Here is a 22127-nt window from a genome sequence, read left to right as displayed (position 1 = left end):
TCATGACACATGCAGATTTCCTCAAGGCGCCGTTTGATGCGCCGGTCCAGATACCTGATCTTGACCTGACCGGTCCGGGACGGTTCTACAATCGTGAACTCAGCTGGCTGGGCTTCAACTGGCGTGTGCTGGAAGAGGCCGAGAACCCGCGCGTGCCGCTGCTTGAACGGGTGCGGTTCCTGTCGATTTCGGCCACGAACCTTGATGAATTCTACACCGTCCGCGTGGCAGGCCTGCGCGAGCTGGCCCATGCAGGCAATACCACCCCTGCCGCAGATGGCCTGTCGCCCGCCGAACAACTGGTGCTGATCAACGAGGATGCGCGCAACTTGATGATGCGCCAACAGCAGGTTTTCGATGCGCTGCGCCGCGAGATGGAAGGGGAACGGATCACCCTGCTGGACCGCCACACCCTGTCGGATGATGACAAGGAAGCGCTTGGCACGATCTTCCTCAACAAGGTCTTTCCGGTCTTGTCACCTCTGGCCATCGACCCGGCGCATCCCTTTCCCTTCATCCCCAACACCGGCTTCAGCCTTGCGCTGCAACTGGAACGCCGCCGCGACAAGCGCGCACTGCGGGCGCTTTTGCCGATCCCGGCACAGATCGCGCGTTTCGTGCCGCTGCCCACAGCAGAGGCGGGTCACCGTTTTCTGCCGCTTGAGGAGCTGCTGCTGCTGCATGTGGACAGCCTCTTTCCCGGCTATACGGTCAAGGGCCATTGCGCATTCCGTGTGCTGCGCGACAGCGATCTTGAGGTCGAGGAAGAGGCCGAAGATCTGGTGCGCGAGTTCGAGACGGCCCTGAAACGCCGCCGCCGGGGCGAGGTTGTGCGGATGAAGATTACCGCAGGTGCCCCCGAAACCCTGCGCCGGATCATCATGGAAGAGTTGCACGTCGATACCGATGAGGTGGTCGAGGTGGATGGGATGATCGGCATCGCGGACGTCAAGGAACTGGTGCTGGATGCAAGGCCCGACCTGCTCTGGCCGCTGTTCACGCCGCGCGTGCCCGAACGGGTGCAGGATCATGACGGGGACATGTTCGCCGCCATGCGGCAGAAGGACATGCTGCTGCACCACCCCTATGAAACCTTCGACATGGTCGTGCGGTTTCTGCAACAGGCGGCCCGTGATCCCGATGTTGTGGCGATCAAGCAAACGCTCTACCGGACCTCGCGCAACTCGCCCATCGTAGAGGCCCTGTGCGAAGCGGCCGAGGATGGCAAATCCGTCACCGCCTTGGTCGAGTTGAAGGCGCGCTTTGACGAGGCCGCAAACATCCGTCAGTCCCGCCGTCTGGAACGCGCGGGGGCGCATGTGGTCTATGGCTTCATCGACCTGAAAACACACGCGAAAATCAGCACCGTGGTGCGCCGCGAAGGCGACACGCTGGTCACCTATACTCATTACGGCACCGGCAACTATCACCCGATCACCGCGCGCATCTATACGGATCTGTCGCTGTTCACCTGTGATCCAAAGTTGGGTCGCGATGCCACCAAGGTGTTCAACTACCTGTCGGGCTATGCCCAGCCCGAACATCTGGACAATCTGGCCATCTCACCCATCAGCCTGAAACCGCGCCTGCTTGAGATGATCGCGGCCGAGATCGAGCATGCCAAGCAAGGGCGCCCGGCGGAAATCTGGGCCAAGATGAACGCGCTGATCGACCCCGAGGTGATCGACGCGCTTTACGCGGCCAGTCAGGGCGGCGTGAAGATCAGCCTTGTGATCCGCGGCATCTGTGGCTTGCGTCCCGGCATCAAGGGTCTGTCCGAGAATATCCGCGTGAAATCCATCATCGGGCGCTTTCTGGAACATTCGCGCATCGTCTGTTTCGGCAATGGCCACGGCCTGCCCTCGAAAAAGGCGCGCGTCTATATCAGTTCGGCCGACTGGATGGGGCGCAACCTGAACCGCCGTGTGGAAACGCTGGTCGAGATCGAGAATCCCACCGTGAAGGCCCAGATCGTCAGTCAGATCATGGCGGCCAACATGGCCGATGTCGCGCAAAGCTGGGTCATGCTGCCCGATGGGCATTTTCAGCGCGCCCCCGTGCCCGAAGGGGAATTCGCCTTCAACTGCCACCGCTTCTTCATGGAAAACCCCTCGCTGTCGGGACGTGGATCGGCGGGTGCAGGTGACGTTCCGAAACTCACCCACACGGATGATTGACCTTCCCGCCCGTTCCAGCGCATTTAGGGAACGGACCAAGGAAAGACGGCATGGACGGCACGACAGAACCCGCCCCGCATGATTGGGGCCCTTTTGGACGGCCTTTGTTCAATGACGCCTCCTCCCGCGCGCTGGCGCGGGTGGGTGTCGTGGATGTTGGATCGAACTCGGTCCGTCTGGTCGTGTTCGATGGTGCGGCGCGTTCGCCAGCGTATTTCTACAACGAGAAAATCATGTGCGCCCTTGGTGAAGGGCTGGCCGAAACCGGTCGCCTGAACCCGCGTGGCCGTATCCGCGCGCTAGACGCCTTGCGCCGGTTCCAGAAACTGGCCGAGGGCATGGATATCGCGCCCCTGACGGCTGTCGCCACAGCCGCCATGCGCGAGGCCGAGGATGGGCCGGAATTTCAGGCCCTGATCGAAGCGGAAACCGGCCTGAAGCTTTGGGTCGTCGATGGCGAGGAAGAGGCCCGCCTGTCCGCGCAAGGCGTGCTTCTGGGCTGGCCCGGCTCCTACGGGCTGGTCTGCGACATCGGCGGCGCGTCGATGGAACTGGCCGAGATCGCAGGTGGCCACGTGGGCCGCCGTGTCACCTCGCCGCTGGGCCCGCTCAAGCTGCGGTCTGTGCCGGGAGGCAAGAAGGGCCGCAAGGCCCATATCAAGGCGGTGCTGGAGAATCTGGCCGAAACGCTGGGACCGCAAAAGAACCGCCTGTTTCTTGTAGGCGGCTCGTGGCGCGCGATTGCCCGGATCGACATGGAACGACGCGGATATCCCCTGCATGTGCTGCATGAATACAGGATGAGCGCGAAATCCATCAGTGCCACCATTGATTACATCAACGCCAATGATCCTGTCGAATTGCGCAACCGCTGCGGCGTTTCCGCCGCACGGATGGACCTTGTGCCGCTGGCCTGCGAGGTGCTCAAGGCCGTGGTCAAGACCTTCCAGCCGCGCGACATCGCCGTCTCCAGCTATGGCATCCGCGAGGGGATGCTCTACGAGCAGATGCCGCAATCCCTGCGCGACCGCGACCCGCTGATTGAATCGTGCTATTTCGCCGAGGCCAAGGATGCCCGCCTGCCCGGTTTCGGCAAGCAGCTTTACGAATTCATCCTGCCGCTGTTCAAATCCGCGCCGCTGGAACGCAAACGCCTGATCCAGGCCGCCTGCCTGCTGCATGACGTGAGCTGGCGCGCGCATCCCGATTACCGCGCCGAGGTCTGTTTCGACAATGCCACGCGCGCCAATCTGGGTGGATTGAAGCACTCCGAACGCGTGTTTCTGGGGCTCGCGCTGCTGCACCGCTACTCCAACAAGCGCGAAGGCACGCGGTTCGAACCGATGTTCAAGCTGGTGGACGAGGCCGCCATGCATCAGGCCGAAGTCGTGGGCAAGGCGATGCGGTTCGGCGCGATGCTCTGGCTGCAAAAGAACGCGCCTATGGGCCAGTTGCGGTGGTTCCCGAAAAAGAAACTGCTGGAACTGCACCTGACCGAAGCGGCAAGCCCGCTTTTCGGCGAAGTGGCAGAAGCGCGGTTCCTGTCGCTGGCCGCATCCCTGTGCGCGCAGACGGATGTGCGGATCAAGGGCTGAGACCGGGCGGCGTCAGATGTCGATCTCACCGTCCTGCGGGGGTGACAAGGGTCCGGCCTCGGGTTTGCGGCGGATGATGATATCCCCATTGGGCAGCAGTTCGGGCGCCTGATAGGCAGACAGATCCCCGACACGGTCCAGCAACGCGGCCATGGCCGGCCCCATCTCTTGCAAAAACTCCTGCATCGCGGGCCCCATCGTCGCCAGCATGTCGCCCAGATCACGCAGCGCGGGTTCCATCTCGCGGCGCATGCCGTCCAGAAACATCCGCGCGCCCCGTTCCATCAGGCTCAGCCCCTCATCTGCGCTGTCCTGCGTGGGGGGCTCGGACGGGGCATCATCCTGCGCCTGTAGCGGTGCCACAGCCAGCATGAGGGCCATAAGGCCGGCAAGAGCAAAGGTCTGTTTCATCCCATCAATATAGGGCAGAACCATCCTGCTGATAAGTCACAGATCAATATCCAGCGTCACCGGATAGTGATCCGACGCGTCGATCAGCGCGTCGCGCAGTTCCGGCACATGCCAGCAGGACGGATCATTGAACGGATGCCATATCCGCCAGCGCGGACGTTTGTCCATCAGATCGGGCGAGATCATGATATAGTCCAGCAGCGCCTCGAGATACCGATCCTCGTGCTGGATAAAAAAGCGCGCGCTTGTGGGGCTGGCCATGCCGGGCCGTCGTTGGACCGCCTCGCGCGCATGGGGGTCGAACAGCCCGCGGTCGCCCGCAGGCCCCATCACGACCTCGACCGACGAGCGGCCGAACAGACCTTCATATTCATCTAACCCCGGACCGTCGTTCAGATCACCCAGCAGGATCAGGCTCTCGCCCTGATCCAGATGCCACGCCACGCGCCGCCTCAGCCAGACCGCCTGCGCCATCTGCTTGCGCCGATTTGCGATCGCCAGACGCATCACCGCATCATGCCCCCGCGCGCCATGCGGTGCCTTCGATTTCAGATGCGCCCCGATCATCCGCAACACATCGCCCTGCGCCGTGACCAGCTCCAGCTCCAGCGGCGGCTTGGAAAAGCTGATCAGATCTTCCGTCCCGTCCAGATCAAGGTCGATCCGCAACACCCCGTCAAAGCGCGGATCACTGTCCGACCCTTTCTTTCCGGTGGCTTCCCCCAAAGGGTCATGCCGCGGCGTCACCACGAAAGGGTCGAACATCAGCGCAATTTCCTGCTGCGTGTCGTTGGGAAAGCCGATGATCGACTGTTTCGTGCGCAGATCAAAAATCGCGGCAAAGCGCTCCAGCGCTGTCACCGTGGACCGTCGCCCATTGTGGTCTGGCGCTTCGATCACCATCACCAAATCCGCATTCAACGCGGTAAAGACAATCCCCAGCGCCTCAAGCTGCCGCGCCCGGCTGATCCCCTGCCGTCCTGAAGGCTCATCGTCGGCAAAGGGTTGGCCCGCATCATCGAACAGGGAATTGAACCACTCGACGTTATATGTCGCGATCCGCATCAGCCACGCGCCGCCTCGATCTCGGACCAGGCACGGTTGATATCAACCATGCGCCGCTCGGCCAGCTGCACGGCTTCTTCCGGCAGGCCGCGCGCCACCATCGCATCGGGATGAGTCTCACGCACCAGCCGCTTCCATGCGGCACGGATCTGGTCCATCGGCATATCGGGGCTGACGCCCAGGATGTCATAGGGATCACCCATGGCATCGGGGACAAAACGACCGCGCAGGCTGCGGAAACGCGCTTCCGGCAGGCCGAACGCGTCGGCCACCTCGGCCAGAAAATCATTCTCGGACGGGTGATAGCGCCCATCGGCCACAGCGATGTGAAACAACCCCTCCATCACATCGCAAAGCGTTTCGCTGTCCTCGCCGAACATGGCGCGGATCTTGGCGGCATAGGCGCGGTAGCCCGCCACATCCTGCCGCGCCAGATTGAAAACGCGCGCCGCGTCCTTTTCATCTTCGGGCGGGATATGAAACACCTCGCGAAAGGCCGCCACCTCGTCGCGGGTCACCTGTCCATCGGCCTTGGCCATCTTGGCCCCCAGCGCGATCACCGCGATCGTAAAGGCGACAGAACGCTCGGGCGGGGTGCTCAGCCGGTCAAAGACCGCGCTCAGCCCCTCGCCCGAGGTCAGCGCGCCCAGCGCGTCCATGATGCGGGTCCAGATCGACATGGGCACTACCCTATCCTGTCACCTTTGCGCTGTCAGCGGAGATCGGGATTTGGATCAGAGGATTTTCTGCATCAGCACAAGATCCATCCAGCGCCCGAACTTGTGCCCCACTTCGGGCAGTCTGGCCACTTCGGCAAAGCCAACCGAGCGGTGGAAGGCGATCCCCGCCGGGTTCTCGGCGCTGACTCCGGCCCAAAGCGAATGCACACCAGCCGCCCTGGCGTGATCCTCAAGCGCCGCCATCAGGGCGCGCCCGACCCCGCGCCCGCGCGCAGCAGGGGCCAGAATGATCGAATGTTCCATGGTCCTGGCATATCCCGGGCCATTGCGGAACTGAAAGTAGGTCGCAAACCCAAGAAGCTCCCCAGCCTCTTCGGCCAAAAGGAACAGCTTGCCCTCGGCCGCGCGGACAGCGAAATCGGCGGCCAATCCGTCCGGCGTCTTCTCAAGCGTGGTGAAGGTGGCCGCTGTCTCGCGTATCACCGGGTTCCAGATCGCCGCCACCGCAGGGGCGTCGCGCGCCTCGGCGGGCCGCAGGATCATGCCAGCACCCGCAGACCGTGCGGTGTATCGATCTCCGCGCGCAATCCCATGTCCGACCCCGCCTCGACCACCACACGGGGATCGCTCAGCATCCCGGTCAGCGCCGCGCGCAGTCCCGCTGCATCGGGATGCGTCACGATCAACCGCCGCAACCGACAGCCAGAGCGGGCCAGCCGCGCCGCCGGATGTGCACCGTGCCACTGGATCAGCGCAGGGAACGCGCCGTCGAACGGCATCCGCCCATCCGCTGCCACCGCCATACGCCAGCGAAGGTCACCTCGCGCCAGTTCAACAGGCGCACCCGCGCTGGCCGGGGCCTGCGCCAATGTTCGCTCCAGATTGTCGCAGCGACAGATCCAAGTCCCCAGACGCGGCGCGCCCCTGAACCGGTCCAGATCGAACCACCGGGGCACGGCGGGCGGCGCAGCGGCGGGATCGACCGCGATCACCTCAAGATAAAGCCCATCCTCCAGCCCCAACAGCAGGTTATGCGTGCCGAAATGCGCGTGCTGCCCGCCCGGCTGCAAGGCCACGCCCAGCGCCGCCTCCACATGGACCCGCCCCGCCTCAAGCGTGTCGGCGGCGACGGCAAGGTGGTCAATCTCCAGCATCTGCGCGTCTTCTTCTTGCAAAAATATCCTCGGGGGGTGTCCCGCAGGGACAAGGGGGGCAGACAGCCCCCCTCTCGCTCTCAACCGCGCGCCTCACGGATCAGGCGCAGAATATCCTGTGCGGCGTCAGGAATGTTCGTGCCGGGGCCAAAAATCGCCTTCACGCCCGCTTTCTTCAGGAAATCATAGTCCTGCTGCGGGATCACACCGCCGCAGATCACGATGATATCCCCCGCATCCTTGGCCTTGAGCGCCGCGATCAACTGCGGCGCCAACGTCTTGTGACCTGCGGCCTGACTGCTGATACCCACCACATGGACGTCGTTGTCGACAGCATCCTGCGCGGCTTCCTCGGGCGTCTGGAAAAGCGGCCCGACATCCACGTCAAAGCCGATATCGGCAAAAGCCGTGGCGATGACCTTGGCGCCCCGGTCATGACCATCCTGCCCCATCTTGACGACCAGCATCCGGGGGCGACGCCCCTCTTCTTCCGCGAAAGCCTCGACCGAGGCCTGAATGGCGGCAAAACCGGCATCGCCCTCATAAGCCGCGCCATAGACACCTGCCAATGTCTTTACCTCGGCGCGGTGACGGCCAAAAACCTTTTCCATGCTCATGCTGATCTCTCCCACCGTTGCGCGTGCGCGGGCGGCCTCGACCGCCGCCTCCAGAAGATTGCCACCCTCAGCCGCGCGGCGCTCCACTTCGGCCAGCGCCGCCTGACAGGCCGCCTCGTCGCGGCTGGCGCGGATCCGTTCCAGACGCGCAACCTGGCTGACCCGCACGGCGGCATTGTCGATATCCATGATGTCGATCGGGTCTTCCTTGTCCTTGCGGTACTTGTTGACCCCCACGATCACCTCGGTGCCGCGGTCGATCCGGGCCTGCCGCGTGGCCGCCGTCTCCTCAATCCGGAGCTTGGGCATCCCCGTGGCGACCGCCTTGGTCATGCCGCCCATCGCCTCGACCTCTTCTATCAGGGCCCAAGCCTTTTCCGCCAGTTCATGGGTCAGGCTTTCGACATAGTAACTGCCCGCCAGCGGGTCGATCACATTGGTGATCCCGGTTTCTTCCTGCAGGATCAATTGCGTGTTGCGCGCGATGCGGGCCGCGAATTCGGTGGGCAGGGCTATCGCCTCATCCAGAGCGTTGGTGTGCAAGGACTGCGTGCCGCCCAGAACAGCCGACATCGCCTCATAGGCGGTGCGGATCACGTTGTTATAGGGGTCCTGCTCCTGCAAGCTTACGCCGCTTGTCTGACAATGTGTGCGCAACATCGAGGATTGCGGGTTCTTGGGGTTGAATTCGGCCATGATGCGGTGCCACAGCAGCCGCGCCGCACGCAGCTTGGCGGCTTCCATGAAGAAGTTCATGCCGATGGCAAAGAAAAAGGACAGCCGTCCAGCGAACTTGTCCACATCCATCCCCGCCGCGATCGCCGCGCGCACATATTCGCGCCCGTCGGCCAGCGTATAGGCCAGCTCCTGCACAAGGTTCGCGCCGGCCTCCTGCATGTGATAGCCGGAAATCGAGATCGAGTTGAACTTCGGCATCTCGTCCGACGTATACTGAATGATGTCCGAAATGATCCGCATCGAAGGTTCGGGCGGGTAGATATAGGTGTTGCGGACCATGAACTCCTTGAGGATGTCGTTCTGGATCGTCCCCGACAGCACAGAGCGGTGATGGCCCTGTTCCTCGCCGGTGACGATGAAATTGGCCAGGATGGGGATGACCGCGCCGTTCATGGTCATCGACACCGACACCTTGTCCAGCGGGATGCCGTCGAACAGGATCTTCATGTCCTCGACACTGTCGATGGCCACACCGGCCTTGCCCACATCGCCCACAACGCGGGGATGATCGCTGTCATAGCCGCGATGCGTGGCCAGATCAAAGGCCACCGACACGCCCTGTTGCCCCGCCGCCAGCGCCTTGCGGTAAAAGGCATTGCTTTCCTCGGCGGTGGAAAAGCCCGCATATTGGCGGATCGTCCAGGGACGGCCCGCATACATCGTGGCCTTCACCCCGCGCGTGTAGGGCGCGAAACCCGGAAGGCTGCCCAGATGCGGCAGGTCCTTTGCATCCTCATCGGTATAGAGCGGCTGGACAGCAATCCCTTCCAGCGTGTTCCAGGTCAGATCCTCAAGGGGCCTGTCGCGCAGTTCCTTCTGCGCCAGGTCACGCCACGCGTCCTTCTTGCTGGTCATTGTCTTGTCCTCTTGTCAGTGGGTCGTGCTGCGGGCTTGTGCCCGTCTGATCGCACGTTTTCTCGGTCATGAGTGTCGCCAGCCCATCGGCACCGGCGGCCAGCCAGAACAGGTCGTCCTGATAAAGTTCGCGCAGTCTTGATTTCTGGGTGGCGTTGAAAGGGTCGTACCGCCCCTCGCCCGGCCCCAGAGCCGCAGGATCCTGTCCGCGCAAGACCAGGCACTGACGCAACGCCGCCATGTCCGGCCCGCGATTGAGCCACAGCCTGTGCTGATGCAACGGTGCCGCGACCGCGCCCGCCGTCATGATGTGCAAGCGCTGCTCGGGCAGGCCGCCATAGGTTTCGTGCGGCAAGACCAGCAACTCCACCCCCGGCAGGGCACAGGACAGATCCGTGATGATGTCGCGCCACCCCCGTTTTTGGACAGAGATCGCCTCCAGCATCCCCGGTTCGGGCAGCGCATGGCCGCGCGCGATTCCATAGGCCAGCGCCGAAGGCCAGTATCTGTCGAAGGCCCGGATCGAAAGGACGACGCGCGTGATACGGCCGCCGAAAGCCTCTGCGTGGCGCGCCATACGTTCGCCCGCACCGCGATACAGCATCGTATCGCGCAGATTGCGGCGCGGCGCGCCGATCATGTTTTCGTCCGTGACGATCAGTCGGCCCATCCCCCTGATCTTCATCCGCTCGATCTGCAACGCAATCCGGCCCTTGGCCATCCGGGCTTGCCGTTCCAGTCGCGGCGATCCGTTCGTCGGGATGATCCCCGCGAACAGCCCCGACCGCGTTCGTCGCGGTCCCCAGAAGCAAAGCCCCTGCCCTTCGAGTGCGGCGGCATTCGCCCGCAAATAGGCCTGAAAACTGGTCGAAGCCGCGCGATGCGCCCCGATATGCAGAATGACGTCCATCGGCATCTGTGCCCTGTGAAAGGGGGCCGCCTGACACGACCCGGGAGACTTTGATCACCCCGATCATCGGCCCAGACCCCTCACCAGAGGTTTAACGTCGAAAAACTTTCGCTCCAGCTGTGAAAAGTCATTCGCATTCGACCGGGCACCCCCTATATCTGATGGGACAGGAGGCCGAATGAAAAAGATACTTGCCTTTGTAATTGCTGGATTATTGGCGTTCCCGGCAGGTGCCGCAGACACGGCTGAAGGACCGCCGGAACTTCCCTTGATCGAGGGAAGTGATGTGGATTTGAGTGAATTTATCTGGACAAAACGTCCCATCGTCGTCTTTGCCGACACGCCCAACGATCCCCGCTTCATCGAGCAGATGAGTTTTCTGAACGCGGACATTCCCGCCCTGTTGCTGCGCGATATCGTTGTGCTGACCGACACCGATCCCGAGGCGCGCTCGGATCTGCGGCGCAAATTGCGCCCGCGCGGCTTCATGCTGGTGCTGATGGACAAGGATGGCGGCGTCAAACTGCGCAAGCCCGCGCCTTGGGACACGCGCGAGATCACGCGCAGCATCGACAAATGGCCGACACGGCAACAGGAAATCCGCGAGAACCTGGGAAAGGAATAGGCTACGCCCGCCATGCCACGCATATCCCCCGCAAGGGGGGATACCGTTTGGCAAGAAGCAAGCGTGACCTGCGTCATCGGATCACTCGAATTCCATGATGACCGCATCCACCGACAGGCTGTCGCCGGGCGCGGCGTTGATCTTGGCCACCACGCCCTTGCGTTCGGCCCGCAGGATGTTCTCCATCTTCATGGCCTCGACCGTGCAGAGCGCCTGACCATCCTGCACCTCATCGCCCACCTCGACATTGATCTTCACGATCAGGCCGGGCATCGGGCAGAGCAGCAGTTTCGACGTATCAGGCGGGGTCTTTTCGATCATCAGGCTGGCCAGTTCGGCCTGACGCGGGGTGCGCACATGCACACGCAGGTCCGCGCCGCGCGACCGGATGCGGAACCCGCCCGAAATCTTGCCGACCTTCAACACCAAAGGCTCGCCACTGACATCAAGCGTGGCCAGTTGATCGCCCGGCGTCCATTTGCTGGTCACCCGCAACTCGGACCCATCGTCGAAACAGACGGTCGATCCCGCCGGATCGGCCTTGATCGTCACCGGATAGCTATGCCCCTGCAGGCTGACCACCCAATCACTCCCCACCTTGCGCTCGTGGTTGTCCATCCGCCCCGACACGCGCGACCGCCGGATTTCCGCAACCCGGTGCATTGCCGCACAGGAAGCCGCAATCCGCCGCAGCACCTCATCGGGCAGCGCCACGCCGTTGAATCCTTCGGGGAATTCCTCGGCGATGAAGGCCGTGGTGATGGTGCCTGCCACGAATTTCGGATGGTCCATCACAGCACTCAGGAACGGCAGGTTGTGCCCGATCCCTTCTACCTCGAACCCGTCCAGCGCGTTGCGCATCGCCTCGATCGCATCCGACCGGGTCGGCCCCCAGGTGCACAGCTTGGCGATCATCGGATCGTAATACATGCTGATCTCGCCGCCCTCGTAGACGCCGGTATCGTTGCGCACCACATGACCCGGCTCTGTCACTTCAGCGGGCGGGCGATAGCGGGTCAGCCGCCCGATCGAGGGCAGGAAGTTCCGATAGGGGTCCTCGGCATAAAGGCGGCTTTCCATCGCCCAGCCATGAAGCTTGATATCCGACTGCTTGAGCGCAAGCGCCTCGCCATAGGCCACACGGATCATCTGCTCGACAAGGTCGATGCCGGTGATCAACTCGGTCACCGGATGCTCCACCTGCAAGCGGGTATTCATCTCGAGGAAATAGAAATTCCGCTGGCCGTCGACGATGAATTCCACCGTGCCTGCCGATGTATAGCCCACGGCAGCGGCCAGGGCGCAGGCCTGCTCGCCCATCGCCTTGCGCGTGGCCTCGTCCAGGAAGGGGCTCGGCGCCTCCTCGATGACCTTCTGGTTACGCCGCTGGATCGAACATTCCCGCTCGCCCAGATAGATCGTGTTGCCATGGCTGTCGGCCAGCACCTGGATCTCGATATGGCGCGGTTGCGTCACGAATTTCTCGATGAAGATGCGGTCGTCGCCAAAGGAACTGGCCGCCTCGTTCTTGGATGACTGGAACCCCTCACGCGCCTCGGCGTCGTTCCATGCGATCCGCATCCCCTTGCCACCGCCCCCAGCGGACGCCTTGATCATCACAGGATAGCCGATCTCGCCCGAGATCTTCACGGCCTCGTCGGCATCGGCGATCAGGCCCATATAGCCGGGCACGGTGGACACCCCCGCTTCGGCCGCGATCTTCTTCGAGGTGATCTTGTCGCCCATCTTCTCGATGGCCCCCACGGGCGGCCCGATGAAGGCCACGCCCTCGGCGGCCAGCGCCTCGGCGAACTTGCTGTTCTCGGACAGAAAACCATAGCCGGGATGCACCGCTTCGGCACCGGTCTTGCGGATCGCCTCCATCACCTTTTCGATGACGATATAGGACTGGTTCGCAGGCGCGGGGCCAATATGCACCGCCTCGTCGGCCATCTGCACATGCAGCGCCTGCCGGTCCGCATCCGAATAGATCGCAACCGTCTTGATGCCCATGCGGCGGGCGGTCTTGATGACGCGGCAGGCAATCTCGCCCCGGTTCGCGATCAGGATCTTCTTGAACATCTCAGGTCCCTTCTGGTTCTTGGTCACGCGGGCTGCGCCCCATCGGTGACAGGTCTTCGGACAGCAAAAAACCACCGGACCGACGGGCGGTCCGATGGTTCATTTCGATCAGGGTAGCGCAGGGCTGGGTCAGCCCCGCGACGATGTCAGCAGCGCGACGGGTAGCGCTGGCAATAGACCACGTTGGCCGCGCCACCGACGACGGCACCGGTGACCGGGTTGCCGTCAAGAACGACAGCCGCGCCTGCACCCGCGCCGGCCCCGATGAGGCCCTGCTCAAGCGGCGTGTCGCCACAAGCGGCAAGTGTGAGGGCGCAAACGGCACCTGCGATCCATTTGGTAATCTGCATAGCTGACAGCCTTTCCTGTTGTGCGTTCCGAGCGGTAATTTAGAGCTTAACGCGCTAATATGTAGTTTGGTTCCCGCGCGGGGTCCAACACATCCGGCAGCATGGGCAAGGCTTCGCCTATCGCGGGAAATACCTGAGAAAACAGACGAAAAAATGGGCGGAGAGCTTAGGGGAAGAGCGCTCCGCCCATCAGGGGAAGGGTAACGGTTCAGACTGCCAGTCCCGGTCCGAAGAGGATGGACCGCCACTACAGATGCGAGACTGCCGCAACGCGGAGCCATCGCCAAGTCCGTTTCGGAGGCGCAAAAAAGCTGGGCCATTTCTCGCCCAAGTCGCCTGCCATCCTGCAAAAAACCGCCGATCATTCCTCGAACACCTCGGGGAAGGACGCGCGAGCCGCAGCCTCGTCGATCATCAGCAGCGAGTCATAGCTTTCGGGATCGAACGGGTCTGTTGCCGGGATGACCTCGCGCCCGAACAGCCAGCTCAGGCGCCCTGCATCAAGGTTGCCACGCTCGAACGGCTCGGTCCCGAAATGATCCCAAAGCGCTGCCATGAAGACGGCATCGGCATGTTTGTCCACAGCCTTGCGATCACGATAACGCTCGCGGCGGGTCAGCGGCGTGACACCTTTCGGATTGGCGCGCCGGATCGTGAACTGGAAATCGGTGCCGGTCAGTCGCCCCGGAAAGCCGCGATGCTTCAGCATGCCACAGCCTCCTTCCCCGCGCGGGATGCGCGCGGATGTTCAAGGCCAACGGCTCTGGCGACGTCAGCCGCGCGGCGCCGTTCCGGTCTGACCACCGCCTGTCGTGCCGCTTCCCGCCCCGGTCGGATCGGGCAGGCGCTGGTAGTCCTGCGGCGGACAATCGTCGCTGGGCGCAGCGCCGGGCGTGGATTGCCCGCCGACACATCCGCCACCATCATCAATGGCGCCGTATTTACCATAGACCGGTTCGACATAAATGGGTTGCGGCTCGGGTGCGGGACGGCTGCATCCAGAGACCACGACGACAAGGCCGACAGCGGCCAACAAGGCATGATGTCTATACATTTCTCCACCTCCGGAGACATGTATACACTACTTTTGGCAGATTTTTGAGCGAAAATGAATGGCGTCGCGTCTTGCCCCAGACCACGGCGCGCGGTGGGCGGGACCGATCCCGGCGCCATGCGCCGAAGGACAGGTCCCGCGCCGGTTTTACTTGTACTTGCCGGTGTAGCTCGGCTCCATCGAAATGGGCTCGGGATCGACCACGACGAATTCTTCTTCTTTCGGCTGCGAGCAGGCTGCCACGAGGGCAACCATGCAGAGGACCAACATGCTCGTGATGTTCTTCGACATCTGTTTCTCCTGTTACTTGTTCCTGACAGGCCGCAACCCAGAGGCGCGACCTGCCATTTACACGAGGTACCGGCCACGTGAGTGTGACCACCTGCCATGATACTGGAACAGTTGGGTGAAACATATCCGGAGACAGCAAAGTGGGCGCGCTGTGTCAGAAAAGACTCAATCCCGATCACGTATGAAGTTCTACCCGCAAGATATTGTGGGGACATCAGAATTCCTCCCAGATACAGCGGCCGTCGCGGATGGCGAAACTCTCGAAATACTGCACCGTTCCGGGGTCGGACTGACCGAATTCCATCGGCTTGTCCATCAGTGAAACGACGATCAGCACCACCTCCTCTGCGGCGGCGTCCAGCATGGGAATGGCCTGTCCCTCGCACAGGGCGGCGAAGTCATCCTGCACCGCGTCGAATTCGGCCCCCTGCGCCAGCGCGGGCATCACATAGCGAAACCGGGCCCAGCGCGCCCCGTCGGGCTGGACCTCGACGAACCCTTCCAGAAGCGAGACTTCAAGCCCCGACGGCAGCGCCACATCCGCCCGCAGCGGCAAGGCCAAAAGGGCGCAGATTGCCGCCAACCACCCCCCCACACCGCGCATCATGCCGCCCGCCCCGCATAGGTCAGCCAGCGTCTGTGGCGCGCGGGGTCGGCCAAAAGGTCGGCCAGTCGTTGCTCGACCTGCTTGCGCAATCCCGCGCTGAGCGGCCCCTGCGACAGCGCGCCACCGGCCGTGACATGCAGGGCGTTCTCTCCCTGCTCGATCCGCACCACAGGCCAGAACCCCCGCAGATCGCGCAGACAGCGCCACACATCCTGCCGCACCTGACGGGCCAGTCGCGCCCGGCCGACAGAGTGTCCGGCTACAGGCAGGGCGATGCTGGCCGACAGGTCAAAACGCGCGGGCAGACGCCGCGCCAGAACCACAACGGCCCCGTCGCGCATCAGATGCCAGCCGTCCCGACGGCCTGTCTCTGCCTGCCCCGCAACCCTGGACATCTGGTGCAGCCTTCCTTTCATCGTTCTGAAAATACTCAAGAATTCCGGACCCGCCCCACACGCCTCCTCGCGCGGGGGCGGGCCTCTGATCCCGCCTTACAGCGGGATGTTGTCATGCTTCTTCCAGGGGTTCGTCAACTTCTTGCCCCGCAGTGCAGCAAAGGCCCGCGCCACACGGCGGCGCGTGCTATGCGGCTGGATCACCTCGTCGATGAAACCGCGCTCGGCGGCGACGAAGGGGTTCGCGAAACGATCCTCGTAATCCTTGACCCGACCCGCGATCTTTTCCGGATCGTTCAACTCGCTGCGATAAAGGATTTCGGTTGCGCCCTTGGCCCCCATCACCGCGATTTCCGATGTGGGCCAGGCATAGTTGATGTCACCCTGCAAATGCTTGGACGCCATCACCACATAGGCCCCGCCATAGGCTTTGCGGGTAATCACCGTCACCTTCGGCACGGTCGCCTCGCCATAGGCGAACAGAAGCTTGGCCCCGTGCTTGATGACGCCGTTATATTCCTGCGTCGTTCCGGGCAGGAAGCCGGGGACGTCGACAAAGGTCAGGATCGGGATCTCGAACGCATCGCAAAAGCGCACGAAACGCGCGGCCTTGCGGCTGCTGTCAATGTCCAGACAGCCCGCCAGAACCATCGGCTGGTTCGCAACCACACCCACGCTTTGCCCTTCAAGGCGGATGAAACCGGTGATGATGTTCTTGGCAAAATCTTCCTGGATCTCGTAGAAATCACCCTCATCCGCGACTTTCAGGATCAGTTCCTTCATGTCATAGGGCATGTTGGGGTTGTCGGGCACCAGTGTATCAAGGCTCATCTCGACCCGCGCCGGATCGTCGAAGAAGGGGCGCACAGGCGGCTTTTCGCGGTTGTTCAGCGGCAGGAAATCGACCAGCCGGCGCACTTCGTTCAAGGCTTCGACATCGTTCTCGAAAGCGCCATCCGCCACGCTTGATTTCTTGGTGTGGGTCGAGGCACCGCCCAGTTCCTCGGCGCTGACCACCTCGTTCGTGACGGTCTTGACCACGTCGGGCCCGGTCACGAACATGTAGGAGCTATCTTTCACCATGAAGATGAAATCGGTCATCGCAGGGGAATAGACCGCACCGCCCGCACATGGCCCCATGATCAGACTGATCTGCGGCACCACGCCCGAAGCAAGGATGTTGCGCTTGAACACCTCGCCATAGGCGGCCAGCGAGCTGACACCTTCCTGAATCCGCGCACCACCCGAATCGTTGATCCCGATAACTGGCGCGCCGTTCTGCACCGCCATGTCCATGATCTTGCAGATCTTGGCCGCATGGGTCTCAGACACCGACCCGCCCAGCACGGTGAAATCCTGACTGAAGACATAGACCATGCGCCCGTTGATCGTGCCCCAGCCGGTCACGACACCGTCGCCGCGCGGTTTGCTCTGCTCCATGCCGAAATCGGTGCAGCGATGGGTCACGAACATGTCGTATTCCTCAAAGCTGCCCTCATCCAGAAGCAGTTCGATCCGCTCGCGAGCCGTCAACTTGCCCTTGGAATGCTGCGCGTCGATCCGTGCCTGCCCGCCACCCAGACGGGCCCCTGCGCGCCGCTCTTCCAGTTCCTGAAGGATGTCTTTCATCGGCTTTTCCCTGCTTGCTGATCGCCGCGCCACGCGCGCCGCCGGTTCTGTCGTCTTATGGCAGAAAAGGCCTTGCAGCCCCCCACCTTGGACTGCAGGTATAGGGGTGCGCGCCTTATCCTCAAAGCGGATTTCGGCAAATTTGCAAATTATTGGCAAGCTATCTTTCGCAAATCGCAAATCCGCAAATTTCTGCAGTTGCGGAATGGACTTCCCCCGAATCGAGGCTTAGCCATTTGCCCATGCAAGACCCCATTCCGGTCCGCTATCTGGACCGCTCCACAGCACCTCATGTCACCACGCTGATCCTGCTTGCAGGCATCTCGGCCATGGCGATGAATATCTTCCTGCCATCGCTTCCCGGCATGGCCCTGCATTTCGACGTCGATTACAGCGTGATGCAGCTTTCCGTCGCCACCTATCTGGCCATGAGCGCGGTTTTGCAAATCCTGATCGGCCCGATTTCGGACAAGGTGGGGCGCCGCCCTGTGATCCTGTGGGGAGTCGTTCTGTTCTGTGTGGCGACAGCCGGATGCCTGCTTGCACCCAATGCGACCGTTTTCCTGATCTTCCGCTCGTTTCAGGCGGTGATCGCTGTGGCCATGGTTCTCAGCAGGGCCGTGGTGCGCGACATGTATGCCCAAGACCGCGCCGCCTCGATGATCGGCTATGTCACGATGGGCATGGCCGTGGTGCCCATGGTCGCCCCCGCGATTGGCGGCATTCTCGAGGATGCCTTCGGCTGGCAGGCGAATATCGCCATGCTTCTGGCCTGCGGCCTGCTGGTGCTCTTCATTGCATGGCGCGATCTGGGGGAAACGGGAACACCCAGCGAGAACTCTCTCATGCAGCAGTTCAGGGAATATCCCGAACTGCTGACCTCGCAGCGGTTTTGGGGATATTGCCTCGCCTCGGCCTTTGGCTCGGGCGCCTTCTTTGCCTATCTGGGTGGCGCGCCTTTTGTCGGCACAGAGGTTTTCGGCCTCACGCCCAGCCAGTTGGGCCTTTATTTCGCAGCCCCCTCCATCGGCTATTTCCTTGGCAACTGGGCAACGGGCATGCTGGCCGCGCGCCACGGGGTCAACCGGATGGTGCTCTGGGGCACGATCTCCTCGACCATCGGGATGGGCCTGTCACTGATCGTCAGCTATGCGGGCTACTCCGGGCCGCTGGTCTTTTTCGGCTTCATGAGCCTTGTGGGTGTCGGCAATGGCATGACCATCGCCAATGCCACGGCAGGGATGCTTTCGGTGCGCCCGCATCTGGCGGGAACGGCCTCCGGCCTTGGCGGCGCGATCATGATCGGCGGCGGCGCGGGTCTGTCGGCGCTGGCCGGGGCCTTGCTGAAGCCGGGACGCGGGGAATTCCCGCTTGTCTGGATCATGTTCGTGACCTCGCTTCTGGCCGTGGTCGCCATCCTCTATGTCATCCGGCGCGAGCGGCAACTGGGCCTGTGACCCCGCTTGCAGAGGCGTCTTTGCAAAGCTACGCTGTGACCTGACGCAGTATTTGCAAAGATATCCCCGATGGCCCTGCAAAAACTCTATGCCGGTGCGAAACTGCGCGAAACACGACAGCGCCTTGGCCTGACGCAGAAGGACTTTGCCGCCAAACTGGGTGTCTCACTGCCCTATCTGAACCAGATGGAGAACAATAACCGACCCGTATCCACCACGGTGGTGCTGGCTCTGGCGCATGAATTCGGCTTTGACGTCACCGAACTCAGCACGGGCGACAGCGAAAGGCTGGTTTCCGACATGCGCGAGGCGATGGCCGATCCGGTCTTTGCCGAGCATAATACGCCTCTGGCCGATCTGCGCCTGACCGCTTCGAACGCGCCCGCGCTGGCCCGCGCCTTTCTGGATCTGCACCGCGCCTATCGCCAGACGCATGAACGCCTTGCCTCGCTGGACGAGGCCCTGGGACGAGAGGATGCCCGCACACAGCCCTCTCCTTGGGATGAGGTGCGGGATTTCTTTCATTATTGCGACAATTACATCGACGCCGTGGATCGCGCTGCCGAGCATTTCGCAACCCAGGCCGGTCCGGACGGGATCCGGGTCCATGCACTCAGAACACTTGAACTGTCGGGCGTATCCGTCGCGTTTCAGGACATTTCCCGAATACGGCACTATGATCCGGTCAATCAGAACCTGACGCTGTCCTCACGGGCCAGCCCGGAAACGCAAGGCTTCCAGCTTTTACTGCAACTTGCCCTTTTGAAGCAGGAAGCCTTGCTGGACGCCACGCTGGATCTGGCCCGGTTTCAATCCGATCAGGCCCGCGCCATCGCCAAGATCGGCCTTGCGAATTTCTTCGCAGGTGCGGCCCTGATGCCCTACACCGCCTTTCAGGCCGCCGCGCGCGACACGCGCCACGATCTGGAACTGCTGGCCCATCGTTTCGGCGCATCCATCGAACAGGTGGCCCATCGTCTCTCCACGCTGCAGCGTCCCGGCGCCAAGGGCATTCCCTTTTTCTTCGTCCGCGTGGATCAGGCGGGCACGATCACCAAGCGCCACTCCGCCACGCGCCTGCAATTCGCGCGGTTCGGCGGCGCCTGCCCCCTGTGGAACGTGCACCGCGCGTTTGAAACGCCCGGCCGCTTCCTGCGCCAACTGGCAGAAACTCCCGATGGCGTGCGCTATATCAGCCTGGCACGTGACGTGTCGAAACCGGGAGGCAGTTTCGGCGCGCCCACGCGCCGCTTTGCCATCGCCCTGGGATGCGAGGTGCGCCATGCCGCCGATCTGGTCTATGCAGATGATCTGGATCTGGCCAATCCGCGCGCCTTTGAACCCATCGGCATCTCCTGCCGCATCTGCGAACGCAAGGAATGCCATCAGCGTTCTGTCCCACCACTGGAGCGACGCTTGACCATCAATACCGATGAACGCGGCGTGCTGCCCTATAGCGTTGATTAGAGCGTGTCGCGCTTGATCGGAGTCAACTCTTCACCCCGCATCATGAGGCGGCTTTTTCGAAGAACTATGCGTTCATGATGCGGGGTGAACGCAATAGAACGCGACAAGCTCCAGGAATGCAAAAAGGCGCGAAGTTCCCCTCGCGCCCTTTGTCCCTGAGTCGGCGGGGTCAGCCCTTCAGATAGGCATAGACCTCGTCCTTCAGCGCCGCGCGCTGCTTGCGCATCTCGACCTCGGTCAGTTCCTCGACCGGTTCAACCAATGTTTCGGCCCGGTGCACGGCACGGTTGATCTTGTGATACTCTTCCGCAAGCTTGGCGAAATGACTGTCCGAGCCTTTCAACTCGGTGATCCGTGCCGCGTATTGCGGAAATTCCTCGTGCAATTCGTGGGGTGTGTTCGACATCGCGCCTGTCTCCTTCTGGTTGCGTTGCAGCAACCCTAGGCCATGGCGCCCCGCACCACATTGAGGCAGATCAATCCGCTGCCCCAATCCCGGCTTCAGGACATCTCCGCCCCGTATTCCAGCACGATCGGAACGATGATCTCTTCCTCATCCATCAGGTGACGATCCAGGAAGGTCTTGAACCCTTCCTGCACATCCAGCAAACGGCCCGCCTCATCCCGCGCCTTCTGCCCCTGTTGCAACGCGCGCAACACCTGATTGGTATGGTCGGCCAGCGTGTTCAGATGGTGATCCAGCGCATGATGATCCGCGTCAAGGATCTCGAAAGCCTGTTCCAGCCGCTTGTCCATTGCCATGAACTGCGGAAAATAGTGCTGATCTTCGATCTGGTGATGTCCGTGCAACTGGTCCAGAAAGAACCCTGTATAACGCGACAATTCCGGCCCATAGCGCCCCGAATGGCCATCCAGATGCGCCTGCGTATCCCCGATCACCTTGTCCAGAACCTGCCGGAACATCAGGTGCCGTTCCAGCCAGAAGGCCGTCAGGTCGTTGAAATTCATATGCCCGCGCCACTCCGTTCGCGGATAGCGATCCGCCAGCACGCGCAGATGGTCGGGTAACCCTTTGCGGGTTTCGATGGAGAATGGCTCGCTCATGAGAATGACTATAGCGCCCACCATCGGTGCCGACAGCCCCCTGCGCATGCACAACCGCTGTGCATCAATTCAGGCATCCTGCATCTTCTTCTTGCCTGAAATATCCTCGGGGGGAGTCCGCAGGACGGGGGGCAGACAGCCCCCCTTGCCCCGCTCAGCGACGCGCCGCGCGCCAGCCGGCAGCCTCGGCCTCGGCGGCGGAACAGAACCACCGTTCGCCCTGTCCGGTATTGATCCGGGTCCGGTCATAGTGTTCCTGCCCCGGACGATGGAAAATCCGCTCGCCCTTGGCGTTGACATTGCCCTTGATGTTGCAGTCGCCCGCAGCGTTCTTCGGGGCCGGTTGGGCCGCCTGTCCCTGCTGACGGAAGGTGGCGGGATTCTCGACCTGCATCGTCCAGAGTCCGCGATCCGCCGCCGCCGCCTGCTTTTCGATCAGGTCATAATCCATGGAATAGCGCCGATAGGCAAAGGCAAGACCCTCGGCCACCAGAGCGGCCCCCATGTCCTGACCGTTCACGGCGCAGCGCGCCACGATCCGGCCATAGCGGTCGCGGTCCACAGCCTCGCATCTGGCGGTCTTCCCCTGATAGCGGGCGCGCACCTCGCGGCTGACCCAAGCCCCACAGGTCCAGCTGCGGCCTTGATCCGTTTCGCAGGTCTGGTCGGCCTCGGGGGCGTCGATACCGTGCAGACGCACACGCGTGCCGCCCACGTCAAGGGTATCGCCGTCGATCACACGGATCACCCCACGAGGGGACTCGGCCAGAACGAAAGAAGCCGTCAGCAGACCGACCGCCAAAAGAAATAAAAATAAAATTTTGCTCATGCCGCCGATATCAACCGGAAAACCGAGCCGTTCAACTCAAAGTTTTAAGAATCATTAACAAAAGATTGACAAAC

The 22127-nt window shown here is 62.3% G+C and carries 23 protein-coding genes; 5 read left to right on the top strand and 18 right to left on the bottom strand.

Annotated elements, in window-relative coordinates; all coding sequences use genetic code 11:
* The first annotated feature begins 2 nt into the window (after positions 1–2).
* Both PVW27_RS12360 and PVW27_RS12355 read left to right on the top strand, forming a co-directional pair.
* On the top strand, positions 3–2177 hold the full coding sequence (locus PVW27_RS12360) for an RNA degradosome polyphosphate kinase (protein WP_274558138.1): 2175 nt from the start codon (positions 3–5) through the stop codon (positions 2175–2177).
* A 50-nt stretch (positions 2178–2227) separates the two neighbouring features.
* Complete coding sequence (locus PVW27_RS12355) at positions 2228–3772, top strand: Ppx/GppA family phosphatase (protein WP_274558137.1); 1545 nt, start codon at positions 2228–2230, stop codon at positions 3770–3772.
* 12 nt (positions 3773–3784) lie between these two features.
* On the opposite strand, the gene PVW27_RS12350 is transcribed toward PVW27_RS12355, so the two are convergent.
* The 7 genes from PVW27_RS12350 to PVW27_RS12320 all read right to left on the bottom strand — a co-directional run bounded on the left by PVW27_RS12350 (position 3785) and on the right by PVW27_RS12320 (position 10202).
* Positions 3785–4183: a hypothetical protein gene (locus PVW27_RS12350; protein WP_274558135.1), complete on the bottom strand. Its 399-nt coding sequence runs from the start codon at positions 4181–4183 to the stop codon at positions 3785–3787.
* 36 nt (positions 4184–4219) lie between these two features.
* Positions 4220–5248, bottom strand: a complete 1029-nt coding sequence (locus PVW27_RS12345) for an endonuclease/exonuclease/phosphatase family protein (protein WP_274558133.1) — start codon at positions 5246–5248, stop codon at positions 4220–4222.
* Positions 5248–5928, bottom strand: a complete 681-nt coding sequence (locus PVW27_RS12340; RefSeq protein ID WP_274558131.1) for a molecular chaperone DjiA — start codon at positions 5926–5928, stop codon at positions 5248–5250. The genes PVW27_RS12345 and PVW27_RS12340 overlap by 1 nt, the downstream gene beginning before the upstream one ends.
* Before the next feature lie 54 nt (positions 5929–5982).
* The gene (locus tag PVW27_RS12335) at positions 5983–6471 is read right to left on the bottom strand and encodes a GNAT family N-acetyltransferase (protein ID WP_274558129.1); all 489 of its coding nucleotides are present in this window, start codon (positions 6469–6471) and stop codon (positions 5983–5985) included.
* Positions 6468–7082 (bottom strand): VOC family protein, encoded by a 615-nt coding sequence (locus PVW27_RS12330; protein ID WP_274558127.1) that lies wholly within the window; start codon positions 7080–7082, stop codon positions 6468–6470. Before PVW27_RS12330 ends, PVW27_RS12335 begins: the two co-directional genes overlap by 4 nt.
* Before the next feature lie 80 nt (positions 7083–7162).
* Positions 7163–9292 (bottom strand): methylmalonyl-CoA mutase, encoded by a 2130-nt coding sequence (scpA, locus tag PVW27_RS12325; RefSeq protein WP_274558126.1) that lies wholly within the window; start codon positions 9290–9292, stop codon positions 7163–7165.
* Positions 9264–10202, bottom strand: a complete 939-nt coding sequence (locus PVW27_RS12320; RefSeq protein WP_274558124.1) for a hypothetical protein — start codon at positions 10200–10202, stop codon at positions 9264–9266. Before PVW27_RS12320 ends, scpA begins: the two co-directional genes overlap by 29 nt.
* A gap of 178 nt (positions 10203–10380) precedes the next feature.
* Here PVW27_RS12320 and PVW27_RS12315 point away from each other — a divergent pair, with 178 nt between their 5' ends.
* A complete protein-coding gene (locus PVW27_RS12315) occupies positions 10381–10827 on the top strand; it encodes a DUF4174 domain-containing protein (protein ID WP_274558123.1) in 447 nt (148 codons plus the stop codon).
* Positions 10828–10908: 81 nt separating this feature from the next.
* Here PVW27_RS12315 and PVW27_RS12310 read toward each other — a convergent pair whose 3' ends face one another.
* The 8 genes from PVW27_RS12310 to PVW27_RS12275 all read right to left on the bottom strand — a co-directional run bounded on the left by PVW27_RS12310 (position 10909) and on the right by PVW27_RS12275 (position 17235).
* The gene (locus PVW27_RS12310) at positions 10909–12909 is read right to left on the bottom strand and encodes an acetyl-CoA carboxylase biotin carboxylase subunit (protein ID WP_274558121.1); all 2001 of its coding nucleotides are present in this window, start codon (positions 12907–12909) and stop codon (positions 10909–10911) included.
* Positions 12910–13055: 146 nt separating this feature from the next.
* A complete protein-coding gene (locus PVW27_RS12305) occupies positions 13056–13259 on the bottom strand; it encodes a hypothetical protein (protein WP_274558119.1) in 204 nt (67 codons plus the stop codon).
* A gap of 361 nt (positions 13260–13620) precedes the next feature.
* Positions 13621–13968 carry a hypothetical protein gene (locus tag PVW27_RS12300; RefSeq protein WP_274558118.1) on the bottom strand — a complete coding sequence of 116 codons (348 nt, stop codon included), beginning with the start codon at positions 13966–13968 and terminating at the stop codon, positions 13621–13623.
* 63 nt (positions 13969–14031) lie between these two features.
* Complete coding sequence (locus PVW27_RS12295) at positions 14032–14313, bottom strand: hypothetical protein (RefSeq protein ID WP_274558116.1); 282 nt, start codon at positions 14311–14313, stop codon at positions 14032–14034.
* A 147-nt stretch (positions 14314–14460) separates the two neighbouring features.
* Complete coding sequence (locus PVW27_RS12290) at positions 14461–14604, bottom strand: hypothetical protein (RefSeq protein WP_274558114.1); 144 nt, start codon at positions 14602–14604, stop codon at positions 14461–14463.
* A gap of 214 nt (positions 14605–14818) precedes the next feature.
* Complete coding sequence (locus tag PVW27_RS12285; RefSeq protein ID WP_274558112.1) at positions 14819–15211, bottom strand: DUF6497 family protein; 393 nt, start codon at positions 15209–15211, stop codon at positions 14819–14821.
* Positions 15208–15606 carry a hypothetical protein gene (locus PVW27_RS12280; protein ID WP_274558111.1) on the bottom strand — a complete coding sequence of 133 codons (399 nt, stop codon included), beginning with the start codon at positions 15604–15606 and terminating at the stop codon, positions 15208–15210. Before PVW27_RS12280 ends, PVW27_RS12285 begins: the two co-directional genes overlap by 4 nt.
* Before the next feature lie 96 nt (positions 15607–15702).
* A complete protein-coding gene (locus PVW27_RS12275) occupies positions 15703–17235 on the bottom strand; it encodes an acyl-CoA carboxylase subunit beta (RefSeq protein WP_274558109.1) in 1533 nt (510 codons plus the stop codon).
* A gap of 242 nt (positions 17236–17477) precedes the next feature.
* Between PVW27_RS12275 and PVW27_RS12270 the strand changes: the two genes are divergently transcribed.
* Both PVW27_RS12270 and PVW27_RS12265 read left to right on the top strand, forming a co-directional pair.
* Positions 17478–18692 carry a multidrug effflux MFS transporter gene (locus PVW27_RS12270; RefSeq protein ID WP_274558107.1) on the top strand — a complete coding sequence of 405 codons (1215 nt, stop codon included), beginning with the start codon at positions 17478–17480 and terminating at the stop codon, positions 18690–18692.
* 69 nt (positions 18693–18761) lie between these two features.
* Entirely contained in the window at positions 18762–20159 is a 1398-nt protein-coding gene (locus PVW27_RS12265) for a helix-turn-helix domain-containing protein (RefSeq protein ID WP_274558105.1), read from the top strand.
* A gap of 169 nt (positions 20160–20328) precedes the next feature.
* On the opposite strand, the gene PVW27_RS12260 is transcribed toward PVW27_RS12265, so the two are convergent.
* From PVW27_RS12260 to PVW27_RS12250, 3 genes are all read right to left on the bottom strand, one after another.
* A complete protein-coding gene (locus PVW27_RS12260; RefSeq protein WP_274558104.1) occupies positions 20329–20565 on the bottom strand; it encodes a YdcH family protein in 237 nt (78 codons plus the stop codon).
* 95 nt (positions 20566–20660) lie between these two features.
* Positions 20661–21224: a hemerythrin domain-containing protein gene (locus PVW27_RS12255; RefSeq protein WP_274558102.1), complete on the bottom strand. Its 564-nt coding sequence runs from the start codon at positions 21222–21224 to the stop codon at positions 20661–20663.
* Between the two features lie 154 nt (positions 21225–21378).
* Positions 21379–22053 (bottom strand): thermonuclease family protein, encoded by a 675-nt coding sequence (locus tag PVW27_RS12250; RefSeq protein WP_274558101.1) that lies wholly within the window; start codon positions 22051–22053, stop codon positions 21379–21381.
* Positions 22054–22127: the final 74 nt, after the last annotated feature.

The organism is Seohaeicola sp. 4SK31, from assembly GCF_028802875.1.
Taxonomy (GTDB): Bacteria; Pseudomonadota; Alphaproteobacteria; order Rhodobacterales; family Rhodobacteraceae; genus Seohaeicola.
The sequence above is the reverse complement of the archived record's forward strand: the minus strand, read 5'-3'. Positions and strand labels throughout refer to the sequence as shown.

Excerpts from the sequence above, each read along its gene's own strand:
- PVW27_RS12360 (WP_274558138.1), top strand. The coding sequence starts at position 3 with ATGACACATGCAGATTTCCTCAAGGCGCCGTTTGATGCGCCGGTCCAG.
- PVW27_RS12355 (WP_274558137.1), top strand. The coding sequence starts at position 2,228 with ATGGACGGCACGACAGAACCCGCCCCGCATGATTGGGGCCCTTTTGGA.
- PVW27_RS12350 (WP_274558135.1), bottom strand. The coding sequence starts at position 4,183 with ATGAAACAGACCTTTGCTCTTGCCGGCCTTATGGCCCTCATGCTGGCT.
- PVW27_RS12345 (WP_274558133.1), bottom strand. The coding sequence starts at position 5,248 with ATGCGGATCGCGACATATAACGTCGAGTGGTTCAATTCCCTGTTCGAT.
- PVW27_RS12340 (WP_274558131.1), bottom strand. The coding sequence starts at position 5,928 with ATGTCGATCTGGACCCGCATCATGGACGCGCTGGGCGCGCTGACCTCG.
- PVW27_RS12335 (WP_274558129.1), bottom strand. The coding sequence starts at position 6,471 with ATGATCCTGCGGCCCGCCGAGGCGCGCGACGCCCCTGCGGTGGCGGCG.
- PVW27_RS12330 (WP_274558127.1), bottom strand. The coding sequence starts at position 7,082 with ATGCTGGAGATTGACCACCTTGCCGTCGCCGCCGACACGCTTGAGGCG.
- scpA (WP_274558126.1), bottom strand. The coding sequence starts at position 9,292 with ATGACCAGCAAGAAGGACGCGTGGCGTGACCTGGCGCAGAAGGAACTG.
- PVW27_RS12320 (WP_274558124.1), bottom strand. The coding sequence starts at position 10,202 with ATGGACGTCATTCTGCATATCGGGGCGCATCGCGCGGCTTCGACCAGT.
- PVW27_RS12315 (WP_274558123.1), top strand. The coding sequence starts at position 10,381 with ATGAAAAAGATACTTGCCTTTGTAATTGCTGGATTATTGGCGTTCCCG.
- PVW27_RS12310 (WP_274558121.1), bottom strand. The coding sequence starts at position 12,909 with ATGTTCAAGAAGATCCTGATCGCGAACCGGGGCGAGATTGCCTGCCGC.
- PVW27_RS12305 (WP_274558119.1), bottom strand. The coding sequence starts at position 13,259 with ATGCAGATTACCAAATGGATCGCAGGTGCCGTTTGCGCCCTCACACTT.
- PVW27_RS12300 (WP_274558118.1), bottom strand. The coding sequence starts at position 13,968 with ATGCTGAAGCATCGCGGCTTTCCGGGGCGACTGACCGGCACCGATTTC.
- PVW27_RS12295 (WP_274558116.1), bottom strand. The coding sequence starts at position 14,313 with ATGTATAGACATCATGCCTTGTTGGCCGCTGTCGGCCTTGTCGTCGTG.
- PVW27_RS12290 (WP_274558114.1), bottom strand. The coding sequence starts at position 14,604 with ATGTCGAAGAACATCACGAGCATGTTGGTCCTCTGCATGGTTGCCCTC.
- PVW27_RS12285 (WP_274558112.1), bottom strand. The coding sequence starts at position 15,211 with ATGATGCGCGGTGTGGGGGGGTGGTTGGCGGCAATCTGCGCCCTTTTG.
- PVW27_RS12280 (WP_274558111.1), bottom strand. The coding sequence starts at position 15,606 with ATGTCCAGGGTTGCGGGGCAGGCAGAGACAGGCCGTCGGGACGGCTGG.
- PVW27_RS12275 (WP_274558109.1), bottom strand. The coding sequence starts at position 17,235 with ATGAAAGACATCCTTCAGGAACTGGAAGAGCGGCGCGCAGGGGCCCGT.
- PVW27_RS12270 (WP_274558107.1), top strand. The coding sequence starts at position 17,478 with ATGCAAGACCCCATTCCGGTCCGCTATCTGGACCGCTCCACAGCACCT.
- PVW27_RS12265 (WP_274558105.1), top strand. The coding sequence starts at position 18,762 with ATGGCCCTGCAAAAACTCTATGCCGGTGCGAAACTGCGCGAAACACGA.
- PVW27_RS12260 (WP_274558104.1), bottom strand. The coding sequence starts at position 20,565 with ATGTCGAACACACCCCACGAATTGCACGAGGAATTTCCGCAATACGCG.
- PVW27_RS12255 (WP_274558102.1), bottom strand. The coding sequence starts at position 21,224 with ATGAGCGAGCCATTCTCCATCGAAACCCGCAAAGGGTTACCCGACCAT.
- PVW27_RS12250 (WP_274558101.1), bottom strand. The coding sequence starts at position 22,053 with ATGAGCAAAATTTTATTTTTATTTCTTTTGGCGGTCGGTCTGCTGACG.